The sequence below is a fragment of the Streptomyces sp. NPDC048361 genome (assembly GCF_040651795.1).
Classification (GTDB): Bacteria; Actinomycetota; Actinomycetes; order Streptomycetales; family Streptomycetaceae; genus Streptomyces.
The window spans coordinates 40,734-67,608 of sequence record NZ_JBEZKW010000030.1; the positions used below are offsets into that span (position 1 = coordinate 40,734).

The following is a 26,875-nucleotide window of genomic DNA, read 5'->3' on the forward strand; positions in this document are numbered from 1 at the left end:
AACCGTCAAGGTCAGCTCCGGGTGGCGCGGCCCCGGCGCACGTTCCGGGTGATCGCCCAGGCCAGGCCCGCGGCGGCCGCCGCGACGAGCACCCACTCCGGGAGTGTGCCCAGCTTGGTCGCGGGGGTCTGCGAGGAGCGCAGCGGCACCTTCGCCACCAGCGACGCCGGGGTGAACAGGGCGGTCTTCTGGACGACCTTGCCGTCGGGCATGATCACGGCGCTGACGCCGCTGGTGACGGGGACGGTGACGGTCCTGCTGTGCTCGACCGCCCGCACCCGGCTCATTGCGAGCTGCTGATAGGTCATCTCGCTGCGGTCGAAGGTCGCGTTGTTGCTCGGCACGGAGATCATCTGGGCGCCCGCGGTGACGGTGTCGCGCACCGCCCAGTCGAAGGCGGCCTCGTAACAGGTGGCGATGCCGACCTTGGTGCCGGCCATGGTGAAGACGCCCGGCTTGGTGCCCCGGTTGAAGTCCTCGTGGACCATGGAGGTGTAGCCGGGGGCGAAGGTGCCGATGAGACCGCGCAGCGGCATGTACTCGCCGAACGGCTGGATCTGCCGCTTGTCGTACGTGGCGACGGGGCCCAGCTTCGGGTCCCACTGGACCTGCTCGTTGTAGAGCTTGGTGCCGTAGCCGCCGACCACCGCGCCGACGGAGATGGGGGCTCCGATGGTCTTGGCGGCCTGGTCGATGATCGCGCGTGCGTCGTCGTCCGCGAAGGGGTCGACATCGGAGGAGTTCTCCGGCCACAGGACGAAGTCGGGCTGCGGCTCCTTGCCGGCCTTGACCCGGTCGGCGAGGCGCAGCGTTTCGCGTACGTGGTAGTCGAGGACGGCGCGGCGCTGGGAGTTGAAGTCGAGGCCGAGGCGGGGCACGTTGCCCTGGATCACGGCGACCGTCGCGGTGCCGTCCTCGGCGGCGTCGCTGACCAGGCCGCGGGCGGCGAAGGATGCCGCGACCGGTACGACGACGGTGAGCAGCGCGGCCGCGGCGGCGCCCTTGCGGAGCGTTCCCGTGGCCCGCAGGCGCAGTGCCTGGCGCACGCACTCGTACAGTCCGAATCCGCACAGCGCCACGGCGAAGCCCAGGACGGGGGTGCCGCCCAGGGCGGCGAGTGGCAGGAAGGTTCCGTCCGCCTGACCGAAGGCGATTTTGCCCCAGGGGAAGCCGCCGAAGGGGACGCGGGCGCGGACCGCCTCGGCCGCGATCCACAGGGCGGCGGCCCACACGGGCCATCCGGGAAGCCGGGAGACGACGGCTGTGCCCGACGCGGCGGCGCCGATGAACAGTGCTTCGATGGCGGCGAGCCCGAGCCACGGGCCGGGGCCCACCTCCACACCGGTCCACACCAGGAGCGGCAGCAGGAAGCCGAGGCCGAAGAGGTAGCCGAGGCCGAGGCCGGCCTTCCAGCCGCGGCCGCGCAGGACCCAGCCGAAGACGGCGAACGCCGGCAGCGCCAGCCACCACAGGGGCCTCGGGGGGAAACTCAGATACAGGAGCACCCCGCCGGCGGCGGCCACCGCGGGCCTTACGAGGCGGTTCAGGAGCCGGCGCAGCCGCGAGGTGGCAGCAGGCTGCGTCCCGAGCCGGTCGGGGGCGGTGGTGGGGGTTTCGGTGGTGCTCACCCGGCGGAGTCTACGGCCGCTCGCTGTGTGCGCGGGAGTCCCGACGGGAGGCTCGCGCAGGGACGGCGCGAGAGGTCACGCTTCGACGGGAGGCTCGCACACGGCCCGACGAGTCAGGCTTCGACGGGGGGCTTGCGCACGGCCGAGGAGTCAGGCCTGCCTCGACGGGGGGCGCGCAGGGACGGCGCGAGGCGTCAGGCCTCGACGGGCTGTCCGGTGCCGAGCAGGCGCAGCCGGTCGCGGATGAACCGGACCGCCGCTTCCGCGTCGTCGACCGTGACGGTGAAGACACGCCCGTCACCGAGCTTGAGCGCCACACCTTCACCACGCCGTACGACGACGGCGGTGCCGATCTCGGGCCGCCAGCGGTAGCCCCAGCCGCCCCACTGGCGCGGGGTGACGCGCGGCACGAAGTCGGCTCCGACCACGTGGTCGAGGCGGATGGTGCGGCGCGGCAGCCCGATGTGGCCGCAGCGCACTTCCAGGCAGTCCCCTTCCACCCTGACCGCCACATGGACGAAGGCGAGGGTCCCGAAGAGCACGAGGATCCCGGCGGCCAGACAGCCGATCACGGACATCAGGAGCGGGGCGATGCCCGACGTCCAGGTCGAGTCGACGGCCAGCTCGATGCCGAGCGCGATGCATGCTGCTCCGCCGGCCGCGAGGAGCCACTGGACGCGGTTGGTGGCCCGGCCGATCCAGACCTCGGGCGGCTGCTCGGTGGCACCGGATCCGGGGCGGGGTTCGGGGGGCGTGGGGTACTCCGGGGACGCTTCCCTCATGGAAAGCAGCGTACTCACGTTCCGCCGCCACGGCACCGCCCGGCGCTCAGTGAGCGGTGCTCACGGTCCTGAGCAGGCGGCCTTCGGCGTAGGCGAGGGCGACGTCGGGCAGGGCGCCGGGGCGGCCGCTGAGCAGCACCGTCAGGCCTCCGACCTGGTCGGCGCCGGGCGCGGGGGCGAGGCCCGCGCGGCGCAGCGCCTGGGCGGCCACCGCCTCGGCGCTGCCGAAGAAAGTGAGCGGGCCGCCGCCGGGGCGCAGGGCCGTACGGATGCGCTCGGCCACCAGTTCGTAATGGGTGCAGCCCAGGACGACGGTCCTTACGCCGTTCGGGGTGAGTGCCGCCGCCGCCGCGACCGCGACGTCGATCGCGGCCTCGTCGGCGTGCTCCACGGCTTCGGCGAGACCGTGGCAGGGCACCTCCGTGACGGGCACGCCGTCGGCGAATTCGCGGATCAGTCCGCGCTGGTAGGTGCTGCCGGTGGTGGCGGGGGTCGCCCAGATGGCGAAGGGTTCGCCGCCGGCCGCGGCGGGCTTGATCGCGGGTACGGTGCCGATCACCGGGATTCCCGGTTCCAGGGCGGCGCGGATCGCGGGCAGCGCGTGGACCGAAGCGGTGTTGCAGGCGATGATCAGGGCGTCGGGATCCTCGGCGGCGGCGGCCTCGGCCACGGCGAGCGCACGCTCCCTGATTCCTTCGGGTGAGCGCGGACCCCAGGGCATGCCGTCGGGGTCGCACGAGATCACGAGGTCGGCGTCGGGGCGGAGCCGACGCACCGCGGCGGTCGCGGCGAGCAGGCCGATTCCGGAGTCCATCAGCGCGATCTTCACCCGGTCACCATAGTCGACGGTCCCGGCGATTTCGGCCGAGGTCCCGTGCGGAGCACGGGCCGTGGGGCAGACTGCGGCGGGTGAGCGCCCTCGTATGGATCGCCCTGTTGTCCTTGATCGTATGGCTCTGGCTGCTGCTCGGGCAGGGCTTCTTCTGGCGCACCGACCAGCGTCTGCCACCGCGCGCCGAGCTTGGAACATGGCCGGATGTCGCGGTCGTCGTCCCGGCCCGTGACGAGGCAGAGGTGCTGCCTTTGAGTCTTCCCTCGCTGCTCGCGCAGGACTATCCCGGCCGTGCGGAGATCTTCCTGGTGGACGACGGGAGCGCGGACGGCACCGGCGCGCTCGCCCGCTCCCTCGCCGAGCGCCACGGAGGTCTGCCGCTGAGCGTCGTCTCTCCGGGGGAGCCCGAAGCGGGCTGGACGGGCAAGCTGTGGGCGCTGCGCCACGGCATCGCTCTCGCGCGGGCACGCGGGCCGGAGTATCTGCTGCTCACCGACGCGGACATCGCGCACGCGCCGGACAGCCTGCGGGAGCTGGTGGCCGCGGCCAGGGGCGGCGGCTTCGACCTGGTGTCGCAGATGGCGCGGCTGAGGGTGGCGAGCGGCTGGGAACGTCTGATCGTCCCGGCGTTCGTCTACTTCTTCGCCCAGCTGTATCCGTTCCGCTGGATCAACGCCGCGCGTCCCCGTGCGACGGCCGCGGCGGGCGGCTGTGTGCTGCTGCGCACCGAAGCGGCGCAGCGTGCGCGGGTGCCCGACGCGGTGCGCCACGCGGTGATCGACGACGTGTCGGTGGCGCGCGCGGTGCGCAGGGCGGGCGGGCGGGTCTGGCTCGGTCTCGCGGACCGGGTGGACAGTGTGCGCCCCTATCCGCGCCTGGGAGATCTGTGGCGGATGGTCTCGCGCAGTGCGTACGCCCAGCTGCGGCACAATCCGCTGGTGCTGCTGGGCACGGTCGCGGGGCTCGCCCTCGTCTATCTGGCGCCCCCGCTCACTTGCCTCGCCGGCCTGGCCGCCGGCAGCGCGGGGGCGGCCTGCGCGGGCGGCCTCGCCTGGCTGGTGATGGCGGGCACGTATCTGCCGATGCTGCGCTACTACCGCCAGCCGCCCTGGCTCGCCCCGGCGCTGCCGTTCACGGCGTTCCTGTACTTGCTGATGACCGTCGATTCGGCGGTCCAGCACTACCGGGGCCGGGGTGCGGCCTGGAAGGGGCGCACCTATGCCCGGCCCGAGGCCGCCCCCGAGCGGTACTGAGCGGTACTCACAGCACAGTGCGGCGTCCGGCCGCCTATTTGCGGCCGGGCGTCCAGTTCATGCCCCAGCCATAGGTCTGGTCGACGGTGCGCTGGGGGCTGACGCCGCGCGCGGGCACCAGATAGCGGGCCTCGCGCTGGACGATCAGGTCGCCGCCGTCGTTGGTGATGAGTGCGAGCGCGCAGACCGTGGACGGGACGGTGCACTCGTCGAGGAAGAACTCGACAGGTGCGCCGAACTGCGGCTCAAGGGTCACCGTGGCATGCAGATCGGCGAAGCTGCGCGCGCCCTCGTAGATGGTGACGAAGATCAGGAGTCGGCGGAACTTGTCCTTCTGGTCGAGATTGACGGTGAGGTTCTCACCGGACTCGACGGCGCCGGTCCGGTCGTCCCCGTCGAGGTGGATGTACGGGGGCTGGTGGAGCGCACCGAACGCGTTGCCCAGGGCCTGGACGACGCCTTTGCGGCCGTCGGAGAGCTCGTACAGCGCGCACAGGTCGAGGTCGAGATCGGAGTGGTTGGCGGTGGCGCGCCCCAACTTGGCTCCCCAGCCGCTGAATTGCTTGCGCGTCTGCCAGTTGAGGTTGACCCGCATGGCACCGGACGAGCCGCCCTGTTTGGCGAGCGAGACGCGCGGGGCTTCCTTGGTGAGGGTGACTTTGGACAGGCGTACGGGTGTGGGAGGCGCCGAGGGCGGGACCGTGGGCGGCACCGGGACCTGCGCGGTCGGGGCGGGCCGCGCGGGCGGCTGGACCGATGGGGTGAACGGGGCCGTGGGCGCGGCGGGCGGCTGCTGGGGCTTGTCGACGGTGATACCGAAATCCGTCGCCAGGCCTTCGAGCCCGCTGTCGTACCCCTGGCCGACGGCCCGGAACTTCCAGGCGCCCTGACGGCGGTAGAGCTCGCCGAGGATGTACGCGGTCTCGACGGTGGCGTCCTGGCTGTCGAAACGGGCGAGTTCCGCGCCAGTGGCCGCGTCCAGCACGCGGATGCCGAGTTCGGGGACGCGGCCGAAGGTGCCGCCGTCCGCGGACGCGGCCAGCACGACGCGCTCGACGGCGGGTTCCACCCGGGCGAGGTCGATGACGAGGGTGTCGGTCACCGCGTCGGGTTGCGAGCGCTTGCCTTCGTGGCGCACCGCCCCGGAGGAGTGGGCGGGCTGGTTGTAGAAGACGAAGTCGGCGTCCGAGCGCACCCGGCCGTCGGCCAGCAGGAGGGCCGAGGCGTCGACGTCGGGGACGCCGGGGCCGGATCGCCAGGCCAGTTCGACGCGCACCGATTGCGCAGGCACCGGGACGTTGGCTCCTTTAAGCATGGACATGCTCTCCCCCATCGCTGGTCGCGGTGCTCTCTCGTCGCCGCGCCGAAAGTTCCTGCACCGTCAACCTAATCCCCGGCCGTCTTCCCAGCACCTCCCCCGGGCCGCGCCTCCCGGGGGAGCGGCGGCCGCGTCCGGCGAGCGCGGCGGTCGCACCCGGCGAGCCCAGCGGCCGTGCCCGGTCGGCGCGGTCGGCACGGCGGTCGGCGCACAGGCCGCGGCGCCTGCGAACTCCCTTGACATCAGACGGAGTTCGGGGCGCCGCGGCGGCGGGCGGTGTCAGGCCTCGTTGGCCGGACTCACCTTGGGCTTGCGTGTCAGTACGGTCGCGGCCAGCGCGGCTGCGATGACGGCGCAGAGCACCATGAGCCGTGTGGCACCCGTGAACGTGCTGCCCAGGCTGTCCCTCAGCAGATGGACGGAGTTGAGCCCGGTGGCCAGCGAGTGGACGACGACGATGCCCAGGGCTGCTGCCGCGCCCGCCATCCAGGCCCACAGCGGGTCGTACAGCGGAAGCAGGAGCGCCAGCGTGAGACAGACGGCGGCGATGCCCAGGGAGGCACCGGCGGCCAGGTCGCCGGAGCGCAGGTCCCTGAGGTCGGTCGGCAGGTGGATCGCGCCGATCACCAGCAGGGCGACCGCGGCCGGCCACCGCAGGACGGACCGCACGGGCAGCGTTGCCGACGACCGCTTGCTCGTGGTGGCGGCGGCCTTTTCGGGGGCGGCCGGCGCCTGGGCCGGGGCCGCTTGGGGACGGGGAGGCGCCATTGCCTCCGGGGCGGTGCGGGTTTGTGCGGCGGGGGCGTCGGCCGGCGCCTCGGGGGCGAACGGCGCCATGGGCTCCTGCCCGCCGAAGGTGGCGTCCGGCTGCCCGCCGAAGGTGGCGTCCGGCGCCGAGAGCGCCATGGCCGCCTGCTCCTCCGCGGTGAGGGCGGAGTGGGCGTCCGGCCCGGGGTGTTCGCCGCCGCCGGCCGCCGGCATGAGAGCGTCCGCCCGCATGAGGGCTTCCGCCCGCACGGGGGTCCCCGCGGCCTCGGCCGCCTGCGCGGGTGCCGCTGCGGCTGCGGCCGACCGGACCGGAGGACCGGTCTCCGCCGCCTCCTGCGCGCGGCGTTCGGCGGCTTCGGAGACCCGCACACGGAGCTCGTCGTCGCCCGAACCGAAGCTGGCGATCAGCGCGGCCACATCCTCGATGGGCCGCTCCATCGCGGCCGCGTGCAGGGCGGTGCCGGCGTCCTCGGCGGTGCCGGGAGGCTCCTGCAGCACGGAGATCAGCTGGTGGACCTCGTTCACCGAGCGCGTCACGGCGGCCAGGCGCAGCGCCTGGTCCCCCGGCGGCGGGTAGCCACCCGCCTCGTTCAGCAGGTGTACGAGCGCGGCGACCTCGTGCATGGGGCGCGAGGCGACCACCGTGCGGAGCAGAAGCAATCTGGGCTCGTCACCCGGACCTATGGGGATCTGCTCGTCCTGGGGAGGGGTTTGATCGGATGACATCACTCGGCTTCTTTCGTTTGTGCCTCGACGCGACGCCAGCTTTCCGGCTGTCACGGTGCGTCATGGGATACGCACATACAGCCCTATATCAGCCCAAAAGGGCTAGATGCGCGATTCGGGCGATGCCCCCGGGTCAGGCGGCGAGGAAGGACGGGCCTCCGGACGGCAGAAGGGTCCACCCCACTCCGAGCCCGGCATTCGGGCGTCGGAGGGCGGCCGCATCGGGGGCCTCAGGAAGGTGCGGGTCTTGGGCCAGACGGACGACGACGTGTCCTGATCGTGTGCCCCACGACGGCGCCGTGGGCGGCGGGTTCACAGGTCCACAGGTTCCTCGGCCATACTTCCGCCCGTGGAGCAGCGATCAGAACACCAGTACACGCCCCTGACCGGTGCAGCGACGGATCCCGCGTTCGTCCCCGGCCTCGTACCGCCCCGCGCGTCGGCGCCGGAGGAGCTACTGCCCGACGCCGCCCTCGAAGCGGACCGGAAAGAGGACCAGGAAGCGGACCTCGCACAGGACACCGCGGGGGAAGCGGGAACGGCCGCCGAGGGGCCGGATGCCACCGCACCGCGTGCGGACGGTGAAACGCACACCGAGGACGCCGCGGCCGCGTCCGACGCACACGGTGAAGCCGGTGACGAGGGCGAGCGGCCGGCGTGCGAGATGTCCGACCGGCAGGGCTCGATCGTCGCCGACCACCGGGGAATCCGGCTGCGGCTCGGCGACGAAGAGGCCGACTTCCGGTGGGACGAGGTCAGCGCGGTCGAATACAGCACGCCCCGGTGGTCGCGCCGGTTCGCGATCGCCGTGTACACACCCGCGCCCCGGCGGTTCACGCACGACGTCGAGGCCTCCGATCGGGCAGGTCTCGCGCGCTGGAGCGAAGAACTCGAAGCGGTGCTCGACGCGTACTTCGAGAACTGACACACGCCACCACCGAGCCCCGGTTCAACGCGGCCGCACACCGTTCCATACGGCTGCAAACGCCAACTCCCGTGTGCACCACGGAGGTTGGCGCCGTGCTCGCCGTTTCTTCACCCCCCATGCACACGGTTCCGCCCCCGCATGTGTCCACCCCGCACCTCGCGCCCCGGTGAAACCGGCGGCGAAGGGGTGGGGGTGGGGTGGGCGTGGGATGTTTTGGCAGGTCAAGCGGCCAAAAATGACGTAAAACGGATGACCCGGAGATTGGGGCTCCCCAACGGCCACATCGTGGGCTTAACTTATGTGCCATGACCTCCCCCCGCTCCACCTATGGCGGCGGTTACTACTCCGCGCCGTTCTTCCCGGACACCCCCATCTACGACTCCCTCGTCGCAGAAAGGGGCACGCCTCAGATCGCCCCGATCCGAGTGCCTTCCCTCTACGACACCGGCAGCAGCAACTACTTGCCGGCGCTTCCGTCGGCGCTGCCCGCGCTGCCGGCCGCCCCTTCGCAGCAGAGCCCCTCCTACGCCTCGTCGTACGGATACCAGCAGCAGATGCAGCAGCCCGTACCGCTGCAGCACGCCGCCACCCCGTACATCCCGCAGCAGCCCTCGGCCCCGCGCGGCTACCAGGGGCAGCAGGCCATGCCGCAGCGGCCCATGCAGGGCACCGGGTACGAGGCCATGCGGCCCGCCGCGCCCCGGCCCGCGCCCGCTCCCTACGAGGATCCGTACAACCGCCCCTACCAGGGCTCCGGGTACTGACCACAGGGTTCCGGGTCTGACCCGACCCGGACCCGGCCGCCCGGACGCCTGTCCGACGCGGCTGGCAGGATGGGCCCATGAACCATGGGCACCACGCGGTCGTGGATGGGATCCACATCCATCCCGTCAAGTCGGTCGGGGGACACGACAGTACGCAAGCGGCGGTCGAGCCATGGGGGCTCGCCGGGGACCGCCGCTGGATGCTGGTGGACACACACGGCACCGCCGTCACGCAACGGGAGCGGCCCGCCCTGGCCCTGAGCAGTGCCGCCACACTGCCGGGCGGGGGCGTGCGGCTGTCCGCGCCGGGGCAGGGTGATCTGGTCGTGGAGCCGCCGGAGACGGTGACCACCGAGACCGTGTCGCTCTTCGGCGGCACGTTCGAGGCGGTGCCCGCCGACGCCGCGGCACACCAGTGGTTCAGTACCTACCTGGGCACCGAGGTGCGGCTGATGCATCTCGACGACCCGGCGCACCGCAGAACCGTCGACGCGAGATACGCGTCCCATGGCGAGACGGTGAGCTTTGCCGACGGCTTTCCGCTCCAGATCGCCACGCGGTCCTCACTCGACGCCCTCAATGCACTGATCGCGCAGGGTGATCACGCCGCCGAGGGACCGCTTCCCATGAACCGGTTCCGGCCCAACGTGGTGCTCGGCCACACCGAACCGTGGGCCGAGGACGCCTGGTCGCGGATCTCCGTGGGCGACGTCACCTTCCGGCTCGCGAAGCCCTGCGGCCGCTGCGTGATCACCACCACCGATCAGGCCACCGCTCGGCGCGGCAAGGAACCGCTGCGCAGCCTGGCCCGGCACCGCCGCATCGGCAGCGCGCTCGCCTTCGGCGTCCTGGTGCTCCCGGAGAACACCGGCACCATCCGCGTGGGCGACCCGATGACGGTCCTCGCCTAGCCCGCCCCGTCCGCCCAGCCCAGCCGGCCCGCCGACGCGGCCTGCCCGCCCGACCCGCCCGCCGCCCCGCCCGCCGGCTCGTCCGCATAGCTCTGCGCCACCCGGGAACTCCTGTGGGTAGCAGCCGCGTTGGACAGGACGAGTGCGGACGAGCGGAAGGGGGTGAGGGGCCCGTGCGAGCGGTGGTGGGGGTGTGGCGCTGGCGGCGCAGTCCGCTGCGCCGCCGCACCGACGTCGTCGAGGCCTGGCTGGCGCTCGCCGCGCTGGCCCTCATGGTCCTCGCAGCGCCCGCCGTGGGGTTCCTGTGCGGCTCCCTCGCCGACACGACCCTGCGCAGGGCCGTCGCCGAGCAGCGCCGGCACCGGCACGTGACCGCGGCCGTCGTGGTGCACACGACCGGGCGGCGGGCGCCGCTCGCCGAGCCGGACGGCACGATGGGGCGAGCCGCCCGCAGTCAGGTCGTCGCCAACTGGGCGGCGTACGACGGGAGTCGGCACAGCGGCACACTGGCATCGCCGCGGCAGGCGCCCCCTCCCGGCTCCACCTTCCCGATATGGACCGATGATCACGGGCGCCCGGTGCCCGCGCCGATGGCCCTGTCCGTGGCCCGTACGCATGCCGTGTTCGCGGGGATCTGCGCGGCCGTGGCGGCCGCCGCTCTCATCGAGGCGATACGGCGGCTGACCGTATGGCGTCTGATACGCCGGCGGTATGAGCGGCTGGACCGGGCGTGGGCCCGATACGGTCCGGACTGGGGCCGCACGGGCGCGGGCAGCTGACCGGTCAACTCACCGGCTCCGCGCGCGCTACGGTGGACCATCAGTCGCACATCCAAGGGCACGGTCGAGGTGTGTGCGAGGGCGTACGCACGAGGTGGGGGCACGACAGCACCATGGCTCAGGGCACGGTCCAGGTGACGCACACGGGCACGTCGAGGTGGCGCCGCCGCACGGGTGAGTACGCCTCACTGGCCGCGGCCCTCGAAGCCGCAGGCGACGGCGACGTCCTGACCATCGCCCCCGGTACCTACCGGGAGAACCTGGTGCTGCAGCGCTCCGTCACGCTGCGCGGCCCCGAGGGCTCCGTCGGCTCGGTCCGGATCGCGCCCGCCGACGGGGTGGCGCTGACCGTACGCGCCTCCGCGATCGTGCGGGACCTGTATCTGGAGGGCCAGGACGCGGCGGCCCCCGCGCTCCTCGTGGAGGACGGCACGCCCGAACTCGTCGATCTGCGGGTGGTGACCCGCTCAGCCGTCGGCATCGAGGTGCGCGGCGGCGCCCGGCCCACGGTGCGGCGCTGCACCGTGGACAACCCCGGCGGCGTCGGCATCGGCGTGTTCGACGGTGCGGGTGGCGTGTTCGAGGAGTGCGAGGTCGTGGCGGCCGGACAGTCCGGGGTCTCGGTCCACGGCGGCGGCCACCCCCGGCTGGAACGCTGCCGGGTGCACCATTCCAGCGGCGCCGGGCTCTCCGTGAGCGGCGAGGGCGCGGGCCTTGAGGCGCTGGGCTGCGAGGTGTACGAGATCAAGGGCGCCGGCGTGCAGATCGCGTCCCGTGCCACGGCCCACCTCACCGACTGCACGGTGCACCGCACCTCCGCCGACGGCATCACCCTGGACACCGACGCGGTGCTCACGCTCGCCGACTGCGACATCCACGACATCCCGGAGAACGCGGTCGATCTGCGGTCGCGTTCGGTGCTCACGCTGACCCGGACCAAGGTCCGCCGCTTCGGGCGCAACGGCCTTTCCGTGTGGGATCCCGGCACCCGGGTCGACGCCAACCAGTGCGAGATCCACGACAGTACGGGCGACTACCCCGCGGTGTGGGTCAGCGACGGCGCCGCCGCGGTCCTTGAGGGGTGCCGCGTCCATGACGTACCGGACGCGATCTTCGTACTCGACCGGGGTTCGCGCGCCGATGTCGTCGACAGCGATCTCAGCCAGGTGCGCAACACGGCGGTGTCGGTGAGCGACGGGGCGACCGCTCAGCTCGACGACTGCCGCATCAGCCAGGCCTCCACGGGCGCGTGGTTCCGCGACCACGGCAGTGGCGGCACCCTGGCGGGCTGCACCATCGACGGCGCGCAGACCGGCGTCATCGTCACCAAGGGCGCCGATCCGCGGATCGAGCGCGTCACGGTCACCTCACCCGCCGAGGCGGGGTTCTATGTGTCCGCGCAAGGCCGTGGCACCTTCCACGGCTGCCGCGTCACCGGCAGCGGAGGCTTCGGCTTCCACGTCATCGACGGCTGCCGCACGACGCTGACGCGCTGCCGCACCGAGCGGTGTGCGCGCCGGGGTTATGAGTTCTCCGAGGACGGCGCGGTCGTCGAGGAGTGCACCAGCGACGAGAGCGGCGCGAAGTCCGGCGCTCCCGCCGAGCCGCCCGCCGTACAGAGCGCGACCCAGACCATGGGGCTGCTCTCCGCCGTCCCCGGCCAGCGCCCGGTGGAGCCCGCCACGGACCAACCCGTGGCCGAGCCGGCCCGCGAGTCGGGTGCGGTGCTCGGTGAACTGGACACGCTGGTCGGCCTGGAGAGCGTCAAGCGCGAGGTGCGGGCCCTCACCGACATGATCGAGGTGGGGCGCAGGCGGCAGCAGGCCGGGCTCAAGGCGGCCTCGGCCCGTCGGCATCTGGTCTTCACCGGCTCTCCCGGCACCGGAAAGACCACGGTGGCGCGCCTGTACGGGGAGATCCTGGCCTCCCTCGGCGTCCTGGAGCGTGGCCATCTGGTCGAGGTGTCCCGGGTCGACCTGGTGGGCGAGCACATCGGGTCCACCGCGATCCGCACCCAGGAGGCGTTCGACCGGGCGCGCGGCGGGGTGCTGTTCATCGACGAGGCGTACGCTCTCTCCCCCGAGGACTCCGGCCGCGACTTCGGCCGGGAGGCCATCGACACGCTGGTGAAGCTGATGGAGGACCACCGCGAGGCGGTCGTCGTCATCGTCGCCGGGTACACCGCCGAGATGGAGCGCTTCCTGAGCGTCAACCCCGGTGTGGCGTCCCGTTTCTCACGGACCATCAGGTTCTCCGACTACTCCGCGGAGGAATTGCTGCGCATCGTGGAGCAGCAGGCGGACGAGCACGAGTACCGGCTCGGCACGGGGACCGCGGAGTGTCTCCTGAAGTACTTCACGGCGTTGCCGCGGGGCGCCGCGTTCGGCAATGGGCGCACCGCGCGCCAGACGTTCGAGTCGATGGTGGAGCGGCATGCGGGCCGGGTCGCCCAGCTGCCCGACGCCAGCACCGACGATCTGACTCTGCTCTACCCGCAGGACCTTCCCGAACTGCTCTGATCGGACCGCTGGTTCGGCACCCCCGTCGCCAACTCTACGAGCAGCAGGGCCCGTTCGCGGGCGAAAGCCGGGTCGGCCTGGTAGTCGGAGTGGCCCAGGATCGGTGCGGGCAGCGGGTGTTCGCGGGTCCGCCCGTAGGCGACCGGGTCGAGCAGCGGGCCCTTGTCGACGTCGCCGCCGGTACGCACGGGCCCGCCGATCGGGTCGGTGGCGCGCCACAGGTTGCGCCAGCAGTGCACTTCCCGGTGCAGGGCTTCGAGCGGTCCCGGCCCGAAGTAGGTCGGGAACCAGCGCCCGTAGAGCCGCTCGACGGGGCAGCCGTAGGTGAGCAGAGCGACGCGGCGCCGGGTCGCGGCGGGCAGTTGCCATACGGCGGCCGCGGCCAGGACGCTGCCCTGCGAGTGGCCGGAGATCACGAGGCGCCCGCCGGTGCGCTCGGTCCAGGTGTTCATGCGCCAGGCGAGGTCGGGCACGGCCCGCTCGGCGTAGCAGGGCGGTGCGAAGGGGTGTGCGGCACGCGGCCAGAACGTGCCGACGTCCCACAGGATGCCGACCGTGCGGCGTGCGGCGGCGTCCTTGTAGGCACGCCGGCCCCAGGTGACGAAGAGCAGGAAGCCGACACCGGTGCACCAGGAGCCGAGCGACTGCGCGGCGTCGGCACCGAAGGCGACCGTGTCGGGTGCCGTGTCCGCCGCTCTGGCCGGCACTTCGCCGGTCCACCAGGCGCCCGCGAGGGCCGCGGCGCCCAGCACCAGTGAGGCGCCGGCGACGATGCCGACGAAGAGCGGGGTGTGGTCGGTGAGTCCGGCCACCGCACGGGCGGCGGCGATCGTGCGGGTGCGGGCGGTGTCGGGTCGCTCGGCGGGGTAGTCGGCCAGGACGCGGGGCGCGTCGGCGCGGGCGGTGCGCCAGGTGCGTAAGGCGAAGAACACCACCACGGGCAGAAGCACGACGATCAGCGCGGGGATCACCGAGGCCTGCCAGGTCAGGAGCGGCGGCGGCCCGTGGTAAGCGGAGCGGCTCATGCCGGGGGTCGCGCCGTGGTCCACCCAGTCGGCGACCCGCTGGGCGACGCCGCCGGTCATCACGCCGCCGAGCGCGCAGGCGAGCATCGCGACGGCGGGGCCGCCGAAGCCGCGCAGCGCGGCCCGCCGGCCCGGTGCCCGGCGCCGCAGCAGACGCGCCACGACAGCGAGCGACACGACCAGGGCGCCCTGCGCGAAAGCGAGGAAGCCGAACGCGCGGTCGCCGGGCAGGGTGCCGGCCGAGACCCAGCCCGGCCGACCCCAGGACGCGTACAGCAGGGTGAGGACCAGCAGGACGAGCGAGCTCGCGGGCAGCCACGAGGTGAGGGCCCCGTCGAGCCGCTCGTCACGGTGGGACTCGGTGCGGCCGCGACGGCACACCACCCCCACCACGACGAGTCCCGCGAGGGCGAGCGCGCATTCCAGAAGGAGTCCGAGAGCCGCCGGGGTGCCGTCGGCGGCACGGTCGTGGCGGGCGGCGGCGACCGTCACGGCGGCACCCGTGGTGAGGAATCCGGCGGCGGTGTGCGCGGCGCGCAACCGCGCCACCAGACGCCTGCCGTACCAGAACCCGGGGCGGCTGAACGCGGGTTGGGGCGACTGGGGGTCGTCGGCGGGTTCGGTGGTCAGCGGCTGCTGGGATTCGTACGCACTCCAGGTCCGGTTGGAGAGGTACCAGAGCAGGGTGATCAGGGCCGCGGGGGCCAGGGCGGCCAGAGCCAGGCGCCGGCCGGGCTGGGACCACCAGCCGTGGTGGGCCACGGAGGTGAAGCCGAGCCAGTACCACGACCGGGAGCAGCCGGCGGTGCCCGCGCACTGCCAGGCGGTGAGGTCGAGCGCGACCTCGCAGGCGGCGGCCACCAGCAGCACGGTGAGGCTGAGCGCGACGAGCCGCACCAGCACCCCGTACAGGCGGATCGCCCAGAGCGGGTCCTTGGCGGGTGGCCGCATCCAGTGGGCGAGGTTGACGACCATGAAAGGCAGCAGGAGCAGCCACAGGGCGCGGGCGCTGTTGCCGGACGTGAGATTGCACCAGACGTACGCCTCCGGCACGGGGCGGCCCCGGTAGCGCTCGGGGTGCGCCTCGGCATCGGCGTCCTCGGCGCACCGGTAGACGGCGGCGGTGTCGTCTCCGGTGACGCAGACGGTGCGCGGGTCGCCCAGCATGATCTGCGGGGTGGTGCCCCCGACACCGTGGACCAGCAGTTCGAGGGCGAGGCCGCCGTCGGCGGCGGGAGTACCGGTCTCGGTGGCGGGTGTGGCAGGGGACACGTCTGCGACTCGCTCTCGTGGTGGCAGGATCGGCGGCACGGCCGGCCCGGAGCTTTCAGGATCTCGGATCCGGGTGCTCCGGTGCAGTGCTCTCACGGAATCTCCCCGTGACAGGATGGGGAGCCGTAGGCCAAGGGGGCAGGTGTGCCCGGCGGGAGTGTTCGACGATGTGGAAGGGACCGGCCCGGCAGTGAGCGACCACCAGAATCTGCTCGCGGAGCAGCGTCGCGCGCTGATCCTCGACGAGGTCAGACGGCGCGGTGGGGTCCGGGTCAATGAACTCACCCGCAAACTCAACGTCTCGGACATGACGGTCCGCCGGGATCTGGACGCGCTGGCCCGCCAGGGCGTCATCGAGAAGGTGCACGGCGGCGCGGTGCCCGTCGCGGAGGCCACGGCCCACGAGCCGGGCTTCGAGGCGAAGTCGTCCCTCGAACTCAGCGCCAAGCAGGACATCGCTCGGGAGGCGGCCAGGATGGCCGTGCCCGGCAGCGCCATCGCGCTGGCCGGCGGCACCACGGCGTACGCCCTTGCGCAGGAGCTGGTGGACGTGCCGGAGTTGACGGTGGTCACCAACTCGGTGCAGGTCGCCGATGTCTTTCACGCCGCGCAGCGCGCATCCGCGGGGTCCGGGCCGCGGCCGGGAGCGGCGACGGTGGTCCTCACCGGCGGGGTGCGCACTCTCTCCGACACGCTGGTGGGCCCGGTGGCCGACGCGGCCATCCGCTCCCTCCACTTCGATGTGCTGTTCATCGGGGTGCACGGCATCTCGGTGGAGGCCGGCCTGTCCACGCCCAACCTGGCCGAGGCGGAGACCAATCGCCGGTTCGTGCACTCGGCGCGGCGCGTCGTGGTGATCGCCGACCACACCAAGTGGGGGACGGTGGGGCTGAGTTCGTTCGCCACGCTCGACCAGGTCGACTCGCTGGTGACCGACGCGGGCCTTTCGGACCGGTCGCGCGCGGAGATGACCGAGCATCTCGGGGACGTGGTGGTGGCGGGCGAAGGCCCCGACAGTGGCGGCTCCGCAGACATCTGACGGCCTGCCAGTTATGGTGTGCGGGCTCTCCCCTGCCGGACGGTACGCACTTCGCGCGTACGCGAACGGTACGGGTTCCGCCGCCCCGCCGAACCGCCAGGAGGAACACGTCATGGTTCGCCGACTCAGGTCCGTGGAACTCGACTTCGCCGAGTCGGCGCCGGTGCGGCTGGCGTTCACCGCCCGGCTCTCGGCGCGGCCGGATGCCGTGTTCCGCGCGCTCGCGGACGAGGTGGCGGCCACGCCGGTCTGGTTCTCCTCCGTCATGGCGGCCCGGCCGCTGGACGGCGGCGCCGGACGCGAGGTCAGGCTGCGGGGCGGGGTCTTCTTCCGCGAGACGATCATGGCGAGGGAGCCGGGTGCGCGCTACGCCTACCGCATCGACGAGACCAATGTGCCGGGGGTGCGGGCCATGCTGGAGGACTGGCGCCTCGGCCCTGCCGGGGAGGGCACGACGGTGCGGTGGACGATGGCGGCCGACGGGTCGGCGCCGTTCCGGCTGACGATGCGGTGGGCTCGGCCCGGCGTCGGACGGTCCTTCGAGGACGCGATGCGCAACCTGGACCGCGTCCTGTCCCCCACCCCGACCCTGTGACCCGGCCCGTGCGCGCGCCCTGCCGGGGGGCGTGCCAGGTGCCCTACAAGGGGCGCGGGGAACTGCGCGAGAAGCGAGTACGGTCCGCACTCGAAAGCGGGGTTCGCTCAGGGGGCTTCGCTGGGGTCCCGACAACAGCCGCCATTTCAACGTGAGTTGAGGGCACGCCACGTCGACCCAAGCTCGCCAGGTGTGAGGCCCTCGTCGGAGCGGGCGGCGACGAATCCGTCCGGCCGCACCAGCAGCGCGCCCCGCGGGCCAAGCCCCACCAGCGAGGACCAGGCGCCTTCTTCCCCTTCCCCGCACTCCATGGGATGTACCGCCACCGGTATGCACTTGGCCGCGTCGGCCCACGCCGCGCCCGCCTGCGCGTCCTCACCCGTCAGGAGGGAGAAGCCGGGGCCGCACAGGTCGAGAGTGGAGAGCCGGTCACCGTCGCGTTCCAGCCAGAGGTGCGGGACGCGGGTCCCGGTCTGCCCCGCGAGCACCCCGACCGTCTCCCCGGCAGGCGGGCCCTGGACGGCGGCGGACGCGTACCGGTAGCGGGTCATGATCTCGCCCGTGCCCAGCTGGCGCGCCAGCGCCTCGGCGTTGTCCGGCGTGCGGATCCCGTACCGGGCGAGGAAGTCGGTGCGCAGCCAGGCCTGTTCGGCGACGAGCAGACCGCGCGGCCGGCGCTCGGCTTCATAGGTGTCCAGGAGGGCGTCCGACGCTTCGGCGCGCAGGACGGCGGCGAGCTTCCACGCCAGGTTGTGCACGTCGGCGATGCCGGTGTTGGCGCCGAATCCGCCCCAGGGGGCGTGCCGGTGGGCCGCGTCGCCGGCGAGGAAGACCCGGCCGTACCGGTAGGCGTCGGCGACCGCGGTGCCGGTGTCCCAGGCGCCGCGGGCGAGCAGCTCGATGGGGCGCGCCGGGTCGTCGATGCCGATGGCCGTGCGCAGTAGGGCGGTGCACCGTTCGTCGGGGTAGTCGCGCGGGGTTTCGCGCTCCGGGTCGTAGGCGAGGTGGAAGGACCATTCGTCGGTGTTGTTCTTGGCCAGGAAGAGCCCGGACACCTCGGGCCCGGCGATCTCGCACTGGCTGAAGGTGCGGTCGCGCACCACATCGGTGAGGTCGGCGCGGAAGTAGAGGTTGAGGTAGTGGTGGGTTGCGGGGCGGGTGGTGCTGGTGATGCCCAGCGCGGTACGTATGGGGCTGCCGGCGCCGTCGGCCGCGAGGAGGTAGTCGGCGCGCAGGGGTGTGACGCGTCCCGTGGTGACATCGGTGAGGGTGGCCGTGACCTGGCCGTCGTCCTGCGTGAACGCCGTCAGTTCGGTGCCGAAGCGGATGTCGCCGCCGCGCTGTTCCGCCAAGTCGCGCAGGACCGGTTCGAGCAGCACCTGGGGGCAGAAACAGAAGGCCGAGGGGCTCTCGTCCGCGCCGACCATGGCCCCGGTGGCGTAGACGTGACGCAGGTCGAGCGCCTCGGAGTCCACGATGCTGCGGCCGGTGCGGGCGCCGCCGAACCGGCCCATCTTCAGCGCGGACGCGCTCGCCTCCTGCACGGCGTCCTCGACGCCGATCTGCCGGAAGATCTCCACGGCGCGGGTGTGCATGCCGCGGGAGCGGGGCAGCACGGTCGGCTCGGTGTTGCGCTCCACCAGGACGTAGTCGATCCCGTGGTACTCCAGGCACAGGGCGGCGGTCAGTCCGACGAGTCCCCCGCCGACGATCAGTACAGATGGCATGACAGCTCCCGCGTTTCCCCGTGCCGTTCAGTGGATCTTTCCTACCGTAGACAGCGAACGGGGCGTCGGGGGCAAACTGCAGGTCAACGTCGGCGGCCGCCGCCATCCGTTCAACAAGGCGTCCGGCAGCGGTACTTGAGGGTGTGGTGGGGCTTTCGGGGCGCGGCGAGGGACTTCGGGGCGCGACTCAGTCCTCTCCCCGGTCCGGCACCACCGCAACCGGGCACTCCGTGTGGTGCAGCACCGCGTGAGCCACCGAGCCCATCAGCAGGGAGCCCGGCTTCAGGCGCCTGCGGTGGCGGCCGACCACGATGAGGGCGGCCGACGCGGAGGCGTCGACGAGGTGGCCCGCGGCGTCGGCCGGCGCGATCAGCGCGTCCACCTCGACGCCGGGGAAGCGGGCCTCGAAGGGGCTGAGCCGCTCGGCCTGTTCGCGGGCCACATCGCGATCGGCGGGTTCGTACTGATCGCGGTCGAGCGGCGCCGGCGGGTACTCGCCCGCGACCATCAGGGCAGCCGGGGGCGGCGCCGGGTAGGCCGTGAGCACCTGGAGCGGTACGCGGCGCGCCGCGGCCTCCACGAAGGCGAACTCGATCACGTCGTCGGCGGTCTCGCCCAGGTTGAGCCCGAGCACGACCCGCCCCGTGGTGCGCTCGTCCAAGCCCGTACGGGCCAGGCGCGGCACCACCACCACGGGGCAGGGCGCCCGGGTGGCGACGGCCAGGCTGTTGGAGCCGAGGAGCAGGCTGGCGAAGCCGCCGCGGCCGCGTGAGCCCATCACCAGCATCCGCGCCCCCGTCCCCAACGCGTGCAGTGCGTCGGGGACTTCGCCCTCAAGGGAGTCGAAGCGCACGGAGGGCAGTTCGTCGCGGCCCGACAGCGCGGCGCGGATCCGGTCGGTCACCGGATCGTTGAGCGCGGGGCCGGGCCCGAGCGCGGATCTGCGGGCGGCCCATAGCTGGGTCGAGTCGGGCAGGACATGCGCGATCACCAGCTCGGCGGCGAGCCTGCGGGCGGTGGGAATGGCCCACTCCAGAGCTCGCAGGCTGTGGTCGGATCCGTCTACGGCGACGGCTACCGGGCGCGTGTCCATGACGTCACCCTGGCACGCGGCGACGGGTCCCGCACGGGCAGAAGGTCCCGGTGTGGCCGGTTCGGCCCGGTGGGTCCCGCACAGGTGGAAGGTCCCGGTCTGGACCTGTTCAGCGAACGGCCCACACCCCCGTCTGGACCGTTCAGCGGACGGCCCACACCCCGGTCCCCAGGAAGGTGTCGAGGGTCGCGGCGTACGGGGCGATGTCCAGGCCCTGCTCGGCGAGCCAGGTGTCCGAGTAGTACTTGTCGAGATAGCGGTCGCCCGGGTCGCACAGCAGGGTGACGATGCTGCCGGTGCGGCCGTCGGCGACCATTTCGGCGACGATCCGAAGGGCGCTCCACAGGCCCGTGCCGGTGGAACCGCCGGCCTTGCGGCCGATGGCCTTCTCCAGGGCGCGGACCGCCGCGACGCTCGCCGCGTCCGGGACCTTCATCATCCGGTCGATGGCGCCGGGCACGAAGCTCGGCTCCATACGGGGCCGGCCGATGCCCTCGATGCGCGAGCCGCAGTCGCTGGAGGCGAGTGCGTCGCCCCGGGTCCAGCCGTCGAAGAAACAGGAGTTCTCGGGGTCGGGCACACAGATCATCGTGTCGTGCTGCATGTAGTGCACATAGCGCGCGATGGTGGCCGAGGTGCCGCCGGTGCCGGCCGTGGCGACGATCCAGGCCGGCTCGGGGTAGCGCTCCAACTTCAGCTGCTGGTAGATGGATTCGGCGATGTTGTTGTTGCCTCGCCAGTCGGTGGCCCGCTCCGCGTAGGTGAACTGGTCCATGTAGTGGCCGCCGGTCTCCGCGGCGAGCCGCGCGGACTCCTCGTACATCTTCATGGAGTCGTCTACGAAGTGGCACTGGCCGCCGTGGAACTCGATCAGGCGGCACTTCTCGGCGCTGGTGGTGCGGGGCATGACCGCGATGAACGGTACGCCGATCAGCTTGGCGAAGTAGGCCTCGGAGACGGCGGTCGAGCCGCTGGACGCCTCGATGACGGGCTTGCCCGGCCGGATCCAGCCATTGCACAGGCCGTAGAGGAAGAGCGAGCGGGCGAGCCGGTGCTTGAGGCTGCCGGTGGGGTGGGTCGACTCGTCCTTCAGGTAGAGGTCGATGCCCCACGCCTCGGGCAGCGGAAAGCGCAGGAGGTGGGTGTCGGCGGAGCGGTTGGCATCGGCCTGGACCTTGCGGACGGCCTCCTTCAGCCAGGCCCGGTACTGCGGATCGCTGCGGTCCACATCGATGGTTTCCATGCCACTCCTCGTCGTGTGTACGTGCCGCCCCCACGCCCGACAATACCGCTCTCACCTGCACAAACGTTCTCTTTGGGTATCCATAGGAGTGGCTTGTGGGGCGGGTGAGGAGCGCTGGGCGGCGCTGGCCCGGACCCGATCCCCCACGCACCCTGGTGCGTAGGCTCGACGTTGTGCAGACTGCCCACCAGGAGCGACGCGAAGGGGGCCGGATGGTCATGGCCGAACCCGAGTTCAGTGCGAAGGGCGTACGGATCGAGCGGTGGACGCGCTCACTGACGCGTGCCGGCGAGGTTCTGATCAAGGACGGCCGACTTGCGCTGCTCACCAGCAACGGGCGGGAAATCGACAGCGCGCCCGTCGACGCGGTCAGCGCGGCGCGGCCCTGGCTGCCCTGGCTCGCCAAGGAGGACCGGACGGTGGCGCGGCTGAACGGCACCCGCTACCGGCTGACGATGGGCGGGGAGGCGGGTCGTTCGCGCGGACCCGATCTGACGCGGCGCTTCCTGCAGGCCATCCAGGACAAGGCGCACGGCGCGCACCCCTGAACGCGCGTGCGCCGGGGGGTGCGAGTTGCGCACAACCCACCCCTGGTCCACGCTGGTGTCACATCACTGAGGGTTTACCGGCGGTGACGCTCTGAGCAAGGCCGCCGGACCAGACAGCTACTTCCGGACCTAATCGGGGAGTCGCAACCGTGATCAGCCAGCCAAGCAGGCAGTGCACGGTGGAGCTCCAAGCCCTGCCGTCGCGGATCGGACAGGTCCGCAGAATCGTATCGGCGCAGTTGCGTTACTGGCATCTTGATCCGTTGATAGACGAGGCGGCGCTGGGCGTCACCGAGTTGCTGACCAACGTCCACCGGCATGCCGAGCCGGACAAGATGTGCACGGTGGAGATCGAGCTGCTGCTCGACCGGCTCACCATCTCCGTACAGGACCATGATCCGACGCTCCCTCCCGCGGTGCGCAAGGCCGACGGCATGGCCACGGGTGGCCGCGGGCTCGCGCTGATCGCCGCGGTCAGTGAGGCGTGGGGGGTGCGTCCGCTGGGCGAGTCGGGCAAGACGGTGTGGTTCACGCTCGCCGCCCCGTCGCCCACGCCGGCGCTGCCCCCGTATCCGCTGTACGAGCCGACGGCGACGCCGGCGCCCGCCTTCAGGGAGAGCCGGGCGCGTCCAGTACGCGAACGGGTGTCGGCCGGCCCGTCCGGCGTCTGAGGACGGCGCGGCCCGAACCCGCCCTGGGGCGAAGCCCCGGCAACCCCCCTTTCGCCTGCGGGCCGCACCCGCCTCTCGCGCCCCTCAGCTACTTGGCGCCCGGTCCGCATGAACACGCCCAGCCCGCCCAGTGAACAGGCCAGGGGTTGGGTCATGGGGCGGCGCTGCGGCCCGGGCCGGGGCCGCCGAAGTGTTCTTCGAGGACCGAGATCCGGCGCCAGTACTCCTCCTCGTCGATCTCGCCCGCGGCGAACCGCCGGCCGAGCACGGCGATGGGTGAGCGGTCGTCCAGTGGCGGGCGCCAGGGCCCGCGCCGGCCGTGCCATCCGGACCCCCGCGCCATGGTGACGACGGTGAAGATCACGGCTGCCCAGATCAGCGGGACGAAGAGGATCCAGGGTCCGGGCCCCGCATAGGCCAGGGTGTTCATCTCGCTCAGCTCCCTCGGTGGTCCCTCGGCGCTCCCCGACGGGGAGGACCGGTTCATGCTTCGAGCCTCCCGCCGGACGGGCGCCCGCGTCGTCGTACGGCGGGCGGCAGTCGGCGTACCTCCGCAGGAGTAGAGCGCGGGCAGGCAGGCCTCGACGCATCCGTTCCCGCCCAGCCGGCCCCGTGCGGGGCGGGGCTGGATTCTGTACCTACTGGTATGTACAGTGGCGTCATGAGCACATCCGAGCGTCTGATCTCCGCCACCCGGGAGCTGTTGTGGGAGCGGGGGTACGTCGGCACCAGCCCCAAGGCGATCCAGCAGCAGGCGGGCGCGGGCCAGGGCAGCATGTACCACCACTTCGCGGGCAAGCCCGATCTGGCGCTCACCGCGATCCGGCGCACCGCCGAGGAGATGCGCGCCACGGCCGAGGCCACCTTCGGCGGCGACGGCACGGCGTACGAGCGCATCGCGGCGTATCTGCTGCGCGAGCGCGATGTGCTGCGCGGCTGCCCCGTCGGGCGCCTCACGATGGACCCCGAGATCATCGCCGACGCCGCGCTGCGCGCACCCGTCGACGAGACGCTCGACTGGTTGCGCGGCCGCATCGCCGGCATCGTGCAAGAGGGCCTGGATCAGGGCGAGTTCGCCGCCCATGTGGTGCCGGGCGAGATCGCCGCGACCGTCGTGGCGACCGTCCAGGGCGGCTACGTACTGGCCCGCGCCTCCGGCTCCCCGGACGCGTTCGACGCGGGGGTGCGCGGCCTGCTCTCGCTTCTCGCACCCCGGTGACCGTACCCCCCTCTCCTCCCGCGATCGGTCAACTCCCAGCGAAGGAACACCAGTTCATGCACGTCACCCGGCAGCGCCCCGACACCCAGGCCGGACCGGCCGACAACTTCACCGGCACCGTGTGGCTCGACGAGTTGGCCGCGCCCCAACCCCCGTCCCGGCTCAGGATGTTCAGCGTCCACTTCGCCCCCGGGGCACACACCGCCTGGCACCGCCATCCGCACGGTCAGGTGCTCCATGTGACCGAAGGCGAGGGTTTGGTGCAGCGCCGGGGCGGCGAGGCGGAGCGGATCAGGGCGGGCGACACGGTCTGGATCGAGCCGGACGAATGGCACTGGCACGGGGCGGGGCCGCGCACCTTCATGACGCACCTCGCGGTCGTCGAGGCGGCCGCCGACGGCACGACCACCGAGTGGGCCTGCCATGTGGCGGCCGACACCTACCCGGCCGGGACCGGCTCCGCTTTTTGAGGAGGACACCGTGCAGGCCATGCAGTACGAGATCACTCTGCCCGCCGACTACGACATGGAGATCATCCGCACCCGCGTGGCCACCCGGGGCCACCTCCTGGACGACTTCCCCGGGCTCGGCCTCAAGGCCTATCTGATACGTGAGCGCGGCGCCGGATCACCCGTCAACTCCTATGCCCCGTTCTACCTTTGGGGCACCCCCGAGGGCATGAACTCCTTCTTGTGGGGCCCCGGATTCCAGGGCATCGTCGACGACTTCGGGCGCCCGCGGGTACGGCACTGGGCGGGCCTCGCGTATGCCGAGGGCCCGGCGTCGTCGGCGGTGCCGGTCGCCGCGACCCGGCTGTGTGTGCCGCTCCCCGAGGGGGTCGAACCCGCCGGATTCGTGGCGCGTGAGGCGGACCGGGCGCTCGCGCCGGGCGCGGTGGCGTGCGCGGTGGCCGTCGACCCGGACCGCTGGGAGGTGGTGCGGTTCACGCTGTGGGCCGAGCCCGATCCGCCGGAGCCGGGCGACCGGTTCCAGGTGCTGCACCTGTCGCAGCCCGGGCGCGCCGGACTGCGGTCGGGGCGGCAGTGGTGAGCGGGGTCCGTACGGTCCTGGGCGAGGTGGCGGCCGGCCGGCTCGGCGTGGTCGACGCGCACGACCACCTTTTCATCCGCAGCCCGCGACTGCCGGGCCAGGAACTGACCGACCCCGACCGGGCGGCGTCGGTGCTCGGCGCTTTCCATGAGCTGGGCGGCGGCACCGTGATCCAGTGGACGCCATACGGCATGGGGCGCCGGATCGCTCAACTTCCGGCGCTTTCACGGGACTCGGGGGTGCAGATCGTTGCCGCCACGGGGTTGCACCAAGCCGCCCACTACACCGAGGAGTTGCTCCGTTCCGTACGGGGCCGGCTCGCCGAGCTCTTCGTCGGCGAGCTGACCGAGGACATCGCGGGCACCGGAGTGCGGGCCGGCCTGATCAAGGTGGCGGGCGGCTTCCACGGGCTCGACGACCACGCCACGCACACGATGCGCGCCGCCGCCGAAGCGCACCATGTCACGGGCGCGCCGATCGCCGTCCATCTTGAGCTGGGTACGGGCGCGCTCGACGTACTGGACCTGCTGTGCGGGGAGTTGGGGGTGGCTGCGGGCTCGGTGATCCTCGGCCACCTCAACCGCTCCCCCGACTTCGCCGTGCACCTCATCGCCGCCGAGGCCGGCGCCCATCTCGCCTTCGACGGGCCGTCGCGGGCCAACCACGCCACCGACTGGCGGATGCCGGACGCGCTGGCCGCGCTCGCGGACGCCGGGTTCGCCGACCGGCTGCTGCTCGGCGGGGACACCGTGACACCGGACACGCCGGGCATGCCGCACCTGCTGCGCCGGGTGGTGCCGAGGCTGCGGCTCACTCTGGGCGACGAGCTGGTGGAGCGGATCCTCGTCACCAACCCGGGCCGCGTCTACGCCTGGTGAACCAGGGCGCCCAGGGGGTCGTCGAGGACCGGCTGCCAGGCCAACTCGGCAGCCCCGACCAGGCTGTTGTGGTCGAGGGAGCAGGCGAGGATGGGGACGCCGCCGCTCTGGCCCCACAGGCTGCGGTCGGCCACCACCGCGCGCAGCCGGTCCGGGTCGGCCTCCAGGAGCGCCTTGTGCAGGCCGCCGAGGATGATGCGGTCGGGGTTGAGAATGTTGACGAGTCCGGCGAGACCGAGGCCGAGCCGGTCAATGAGCTCCTCGGCGCCGCGCCGCACCGAGACGTCCGCGTACTCCTCGCGCAGCAGCGCCCGCGACTGTTCGAGGAGCGAGACCTCGGGCCCGGGGGTGCGGCCCGCCGCGGTGAGGAAGGCGAGCGGGTCGGTCTCGACGTCGAGACAGCCGCGGCTTCCGCAGTAGCAGGGGCGGCCGTCGGGGTTGACGGTGAGGTGGCCGACCTCTAGGGCGAGGCCCGAACTCCCGGTGTGCAGACGGCCGTCGAGGACCAGCGCCCCGCCGACGCCGCGGTGCCCGGTGGCGACGCAGAGCAGGTGGCGGGCGCCCCGGCCCGCGCCGTGGCGGTGTTCGGCGAGAGCCGCGAGGTTGACGTCGTTGCCGGTGAAGGCGGGCCCGGTGATGCCAGCGGCACGGACGCGTTCGGCGAAGATCTCGCGTACCGGTGAACCGGCCGGCCAGGCCAGGTGCAGCGGATTGAGCGCGGTCCCTTCCGGTTCGGCGACCGCGGAGGGCACGGCAAGACCCGCGCCCACACAGCGACGGCCGCTGCCCTTGAGGAGGGCGGCGCCCGCGTCGACGACGGCCCCCAGCACCTGGGCCGGGTCGGCGGAGACGATGACGCAGCCGGGGTCGGTGGCGACGATCTCGCTGCCGAGGCCGACGAGCGCGGCCCGGAAGCCGTCGGCGTGCACCTGGGCGGCGAGTACGACGGGCCCGGTGTCGTGGACGGAAAGACGGTGCGAGGGCCGGCCTTGCGAGCCGGCCGCCGCTGGTCTGGAATCGACCTGGATCAGGCCGAGTGCTTCGAGTTCGGCGGCGACCGCACCCGCGGTGGCGCGGGTCACGCCGAGCTCGGCGGTGAGGACGGCGCGGGTGGGCGCACGGCCGGTGTGCACCAGTTCCAGGGCGGGTCCGAGCGCGCCGCGGCCCCTGTCAAGCCTGCTCCGGGTGGTGGTCACCTTGCCGTTCATGGGGGCGAGTCTCCCATGATCCCGACGGAAGCCGTCCCTCCGCCGACAGGCCGGGCACCACGGTGGAGGGGCATGGAGGGGCCGGCCGCCTCTGTGCGT

Annotated in this window: 25 protein-coding genes; 14 read left to right on the forward strand and 11 right to left on the reverse strand. The window is 72.6% G+C overall.

Annotation, left to right across the window (positions count from 1 at the left end; genetic code table 11):
* Positions 1 to 11 precede the first annotated feature (11 nt).
* The 3 genes from lnt to AB0D31_RS18845 form a co-directional block, all read right to left on the reverse strand.
* Positions 12 to 1,628 carry an apolipoprotein N-acyltransferase gene (gene lnt, locus AB0D31_RS18835; RefSeq protein WP_362724030.1) on the reverse strand — a complete coding sequence of 539 codons (1,617 nt, stop codon included), beginning with the start codon at positions 1,626 to 1,628 and terminating at the stop codon, positions 12 to 14.
* Positions 1,629 to 1,822: 194 nt separating this feature from the next.
* On the reverse strand, positions 1,823 to 2,410 hold the full coding sequence (locus AB0D31_RS18840; RefSeq protein WP_362724033.1) for a hypothetical protein: 588 nt from the start codon (positions 2,408 to 2,410) through the stop codon (positions 1,823 to 1,825).
* A gap of 46 nt (positions 2,411 to 2,456) precedes the next feature.
* Positions 2,457 to 3,239 carry an aspartate/glutamate racemase family protein gene (locus AB0D31_RS18845; protein ID WP_362724035.1) on the reverse strand — a complete coding sequence of 261 codons (783 nt, stop codon included), beginning with the start codon at positions 3,237 to 3,239 and terminating at the stop codon, positions 2,457 to 2,459.
* A gap of 80 nt (positions 3,240 to 3,319) precedes the next feature.
* On the opposite strand from AB0D31_RS18845, the gene AB0D31_RS18850 reads away from it, so the two are divergent.
* Complete coding sequence (locus AB0D31_RS18850; RefSeq protein ID WP_362724038.1) at positions 3,320 to 4,495, forward strand: glycosyltransferase; 1,176 nt, start codon at positions 3,320 to 3,322, stop codon at positions 4,493 to 4,495.
* Between the two features lie 34 nt (positions 4,496 to 4,529).
* Here the strand turns inward: AB0D31_RS18850 and AB0D31_RS18855 are convergent, their stop codons facing one another.
* Together AB0D31_RS18855 and AB0D31_RS18860 are read right to left on the reverse strand one after the other, a co-directional pair.
* A complete protein-coding gene (locus AB0D31_RS18855) occupies positions 4,530 to 5,816 on the reverse strand; it encodes a TerD family protein (protein ID WP_362724040.1) in 1,287 nt (428 codons plus the stop codon).
* A 276-nt stretch (positions 5,817 to 6,092) separates the two neighbouring features.
* Positions 6,093 to 7,241, reverse strand: a complete 1,149-nt coding sequence (locus AB0D31_RS18860; protein ID WP_362724043.1) for a hypothetical protein — start codon at positions 7,239 to 7,241, stop codon at positions 6,093 to 6,095.
* 415 nt (positions 7,242 to 7,656) lie between these two features.
* Here AB0D31_RS18860 and AB0D31_RS18865 point away from each other — a divergent pair, with 415 nt between their 5' ends.
* From AB0D31_RS18865 to AB0D31_RS18885, 5 genes are all read left to right on the forward strand, one after another.
* Positions 7,657 to 8,232 carry a hypothetical protein gene (locus AB0D31_RS18865; protein WP_362724045.1) on the forward strand — a complete coding sequence of 192 codons (576 nt, stop codon included), beginning with the start codon at positions 7,657 to 7,659 and terminating at the stop codon, positions 8,230 to 8,232.
* Between the two features lie 308 nt (positions 8,233 to 8,540).
* Positions 8,541 to 8,999 carry a DUF6643 family protein gene (locus AB0D31_RS18870; RefSeq protein WP_362724048.1) on the forward strand — a complete coding sequence of 153 codons (459 nt, stop codon included), beginning with the start codon at positions 8,541 to 8,543 and terminating at the stop codon, positions 8,997 to 8,999.
* A gap of 77 nt (positions 9,000 to 9,076) precedes the next feature.
* Positions 9,077 to 9,910 carry an MOSC N-terminal beta barrel domain-containing protein gene (locus AB0D31_RS18875; protein ID WP_362724051.1) on the forward strand — a complete coding sequence of 278 codons (834 nt, stop codon included), beginning with the start codon at positions 9,077 to 9,079 and terminating at the stop codon, positions 9,908 to 9,910.
* A 173-nt stretch (positions 9,911 to 10,083) separates the two neighbouring features.
* The gene (locus AB0D31_RS18880) at positions 10,084 to 10,689 is read left to right on the forward strand and encodes a hypothetical protein (protein ID WP_362724054.1); all 606 of its coding nucleotides are present in this window, start codon (positions 10,084 to 10,086) and stop codon (positions 10,687 to 10,689) included.
* Positions 10,690 to 10,802: 113 nt separating this feature from the next.
* Positions 10,803 to 13,208, forward strand: coding sequence for a right-handed parallel beta-helix repeat-containing protein (locus tag AB0D31_RS18885; protein ID WP_362724057.1), 2,406 nt, complete (start codon positions 10,803 to 10,805; stop codon positions 13,206 to 13,208).
* Here the strand turns inward: AB0D31_RS18885 and AB0D31_RS18890 are convergent.
* Complete coding sequence (locus AB0D31_RS18890; RefSeq protein ID WP_362724060.1) at positions 13,178 to 15,505, reverse strand: hypothetical protein; 2,328 nt, start codon at positions 15,503 to 15,505, stop codon at positions 13,178 to 13,180. The genes AB0D31_RS18885 and AB0D31_RS18890 overlap by 31 nt on opposite strands.
* 190 nt (positions 15,506 to 15,695) lie before the next feature.
* On the opposite strand from AB0D31_RS18890, the gene AB0D31_RS18895 reads away from it, so the two are divergent.
* Both AB0D31_RS18895 and AB0D31_RS18900 read left to right on the forward strand, forming a co-directional pair.
* A complete protein-coding gene (locus AB0D31_RS18895) occupies positions 15,696 to 16,544 on the forward strand; it encodes a DeoR/GlpR family DNA-binding transcription regulator (protein ID WP_362724063.1) in 849 nt (282 codons plus the stop codon).
* Between the two features lie 112 nt (positions 16,545 to 16,656).
* Complete coding sequence (locus AB0D31_RS18900) at positions 16,657 to 17,139, forward strand: SRPBCC family protein (protein ID WP_362724066.1); 483 nt, start codon at positions 16,657 to 16,659, stop codon at positions 17,137 to 17,139.
* Positions 17,140 to 17,285: 146 nt separating this feature from the next.
* Here AB0D31_RS18900 and AB0D31_RS18905 read toward each other — a convergent pair whose 3' ends face one another.
* From AB0D31_RS18905 to AB0D31_RS18915, 3 genes are all read right to left on the reverse strand, one after another.
* Positions 17,286 to 18,866 (reverse strand): FAD-dependent monooxygenase, encoded by a 1,581-nt coding sequence (locus AB0D31_RS18905; RefSeq protein WP_362724068.1) that lies wholly within the window; start codon positions 18,864 to 18,866, stop codon positions 17,286 to 17,288.
* Positions 18,867 to 19,053: 187 nt separating this feature from the next.
* A complete protein-coding gene (locus AB0D31_RS18910; protein WP_362724071.1) occupies positions 19,054 to 19,959 on the reverse strand; it encodes a universal stress protein in 906 nt (301 codons plus the stop codon).
* A 142-nt stretch (positions 19,960 to 20,101) separates the two neighbouring features.
* On the reverse strand, positions 20,102 to 21,202 hold the full coding sequence (locus AB0D31_RS18915; protein WP_362724073.1) for a PLP-dependent cysteine synthase family protein: 1,101 nt from the start codon (positions 21,200 to 21,202) through the stop codon (positions 20,102 to 20,104).
* A 218-nt stretch (positions 21,203 to 21,420) separates the two neighbouring features.
* Here AB0D31_RS18915 and AB0D31_RS18920 point away from each other — a divergent pair, with 218 nt between their 5' ends.
* Both AB0D31_RS18920 and AB0D31_RS18925 read left to right on the forward strand, forming a co-directional pair.
* Positions 21,421 to 21,750 carry a hypothetical protein gene (locus AB0D31_RS18920; RefSeq protein ID WP_362724158.1) on the forward strand — a complete coding sequence of 110 codons (330 nt, stop codon included), beginning with the start codon at positions 21,421 to 21,423 and terminating at the stop codon, positions 21,748 to 21,750.
* Positions 21,751 to 21,899: 149 nt separating this feature from the next.
* On the forward strand, positions 21,900 to 22,421 hold the full coding sequence (locus AB0D31_RS18925; RefSeq protein WP_362724076.1) for an ATP-binding protein: 522 nt from the start codon (positions 21,900 to 21,902) through the stop codon (positions 22,419 to 22,421).
* A gap of 151 nt (positions 22,422 to 22,572) precedes the next feature.
* Here the strand turns inward: AB0D31_RS18925 and AB0D31_RS18930 are convergent, their stop codons facing one another.
* Positions 22,573 to 22,851 carry an SHOCT domain-containing protein gene (locus AB0D31_RS18930; RefSeq protein ID WP_362724161.1) on the reverse strand — a complete coding sequence of 93 codons (279 nt, stop codon included), beginning with the start codon at positions 22,849 to 22,851 and terminating at the stop codon, positions 22,573 to 22,575.
* 216 nt (positions 22,852 to 23,067) lie between these two features.
* Here AB0D31_RS18930 and AB0D31_RS18935 point away from each other — a divergent pair, with 216 nt between their 5' ends.
* Genes AB0D31_RS18935 through AB0D31_RS18950 form a run of 4 tightly spaced genes read left to right on the forward strand, consistent with a single transcriptional unit; the run spans position 23,068 to position 25,568 of the window.
* A complete protein-coding gene (locus AB0D31_RS18935; protein WP_362724079.1) occupies positions 23,068 to 23,640 on the forward strand; it encodes a TetR/AcrR family transcriptional regulator in 573 nt (190 codons plus the stop codon).
* 56 nt (positions 23,641 to 23,696) lie between these two features.
* Entirely contained in the window at positions 23,697 to 24,110 is a 414-nt protein-coding gene (locus AB0D31_RS18940) for a cupin domain-containing protein (protein ID WP_362724082.1), read from the forward strand.
* Positions 24,111 to 24,120: 10 nt separating this feature from the next.
* Positions 24,121 to 24,690, forward strand: a complete 570-nt coding sequence (locus AB0D31_RS18945; RefSeq protein ID WP_362724084.1) for a DUF4865 family protein — start codon at positions 24,121 to 24,123, stop codon at positions 24,688 to 24,690.
* The gene (locus tag AB0D31_RS18950; protein ID WP_362724087.1) at positions 24,687 to 25,568 is read left to right on the forward strand and encodes an amidohydrolase family protein; all 882 of its coding nucleotides are present in this window, start codon (positions 24,687 to 24,689) and stop codon (positions 25,566 to 25,568) included. Before AB0D31_RS18945 ends, AB0D31_RS18950 begins: the two co-directional genes overlap by 4 nt.
* Here AB0D31_RS18950 and AB0D31_RS18955 read toward each other — a convergent pair.
* Complete coding sequence (locus AB0D31_RS18955; RefSeq protein ID WP_362724090.1) at positions 25,556 to 26,776, reverse strand: ROK family protein; 1,221 nt, start codon at positions 26,774 to 26,776, stop codon at positions 25,556 to 25,558. The genes AB0D31_RS18950 and AB0D31_RS18955 overlap by 13 nt on opposite strands.
* Positions 26,777 to 26,875: the final 99 nt, after the last annotated feature.

Coding starts and splice junctions, on each gene's coding strand:
- AB0D31_RS18840 (WP_362724033.1), bottom strand. CDS start 2,410: ATGAGGGAAGCGTCCCCGGAGTACCCCACGCCCCCCGAACCCCGCCCC.
- AB0D31_RS18855 (WP_362724040.1), bottom strand. CDS start 5,816: ATGTCCATGCTTAAAGGAGCCAACGTCCCGGTGCCTGCGCAATCGGTG.
- AB0D31_RS18870 (WP_362724048.1), top strand. CDS start 8,541: ATGACCTCCCCCCGCTCCACCTATGGCGGCGGTTACTACTCCGCGCCG.
- AB0D31_RS18875 (WP_362724051.1), top strand. CDS start 9,077: ATGAACCATGGGCACCACGCGGTCGTGGATGGGATCCACATCCATCCC.
- AB0D31_RS18885 (WP_362724057.1), top strand. CDS start 10,803: ATGGCTCAGGGCACGGTCCAGGTGACGCACACGGGCACGTCGAGGTGG.
- AB0D31_RS18900 (WP_362724066.1), top strand. CDS start 16,657: ATGGTTCGCCGACTCAGGTCCGTGGAACTCGACTTCGCCGAGTCGGCG.
- AB0D31_RS18905 (WP_362724068.1), bottom strand. CDS start 18,866: ATGCCATCTGTACTGATCGTCGGCGGGGGACTCGTCGGACTGACCGCC.
- AB0D31_RS18910 (WP_362724071.1), bottom strand. CDS start 19,959: ATGGACACGCGCCCGGTAGCCGTCGCCGTAGACGGATCCGACCACAGC.
- AB0D31_RS18915 (WP_362724073.1), bottom strand. CDS start 21,202: ATGGAAACCATCGATGTGGACCGCAGCGATCCGCAGTACCGGGCCTGG.
- AB0D31_RS18920 (WP_362724158.1), top strand. CDS start 21,421: ATGGCCGAACCCGAGTTCAGTGCGAAGGGCGTACGGATCGAGCGGTGG.
- AB0D31_RS18930 (WP_362724161.1), bottom strand. CDS start 22,851: ATGAACACCCTGGCCTATGCGGGGCCCGGACCCTGGATCCTCTTCGTC.
- AB0D31_RS18935 (WP_362724079.1), top strand. CDS start 23,068: ATGTACAGTGGCGTCATGAGCACATCCGAGCGTCTGATCTCCGCCACC.
- AB0D31_RS18940 (WP_362724082.1), top strand. CDS start 23,697: ATGCACGTCACCCGGCAGCGCCCCGACACCCAGGCCGGACCGGCCGAC.
- AB0D31_RS18955 (WP_362724090.1), bottom strand. CDS start 26,776: ATGAACGGCAAGGTGACCACCACCCGGAGCAGGCTTGACAGGGGCCGC.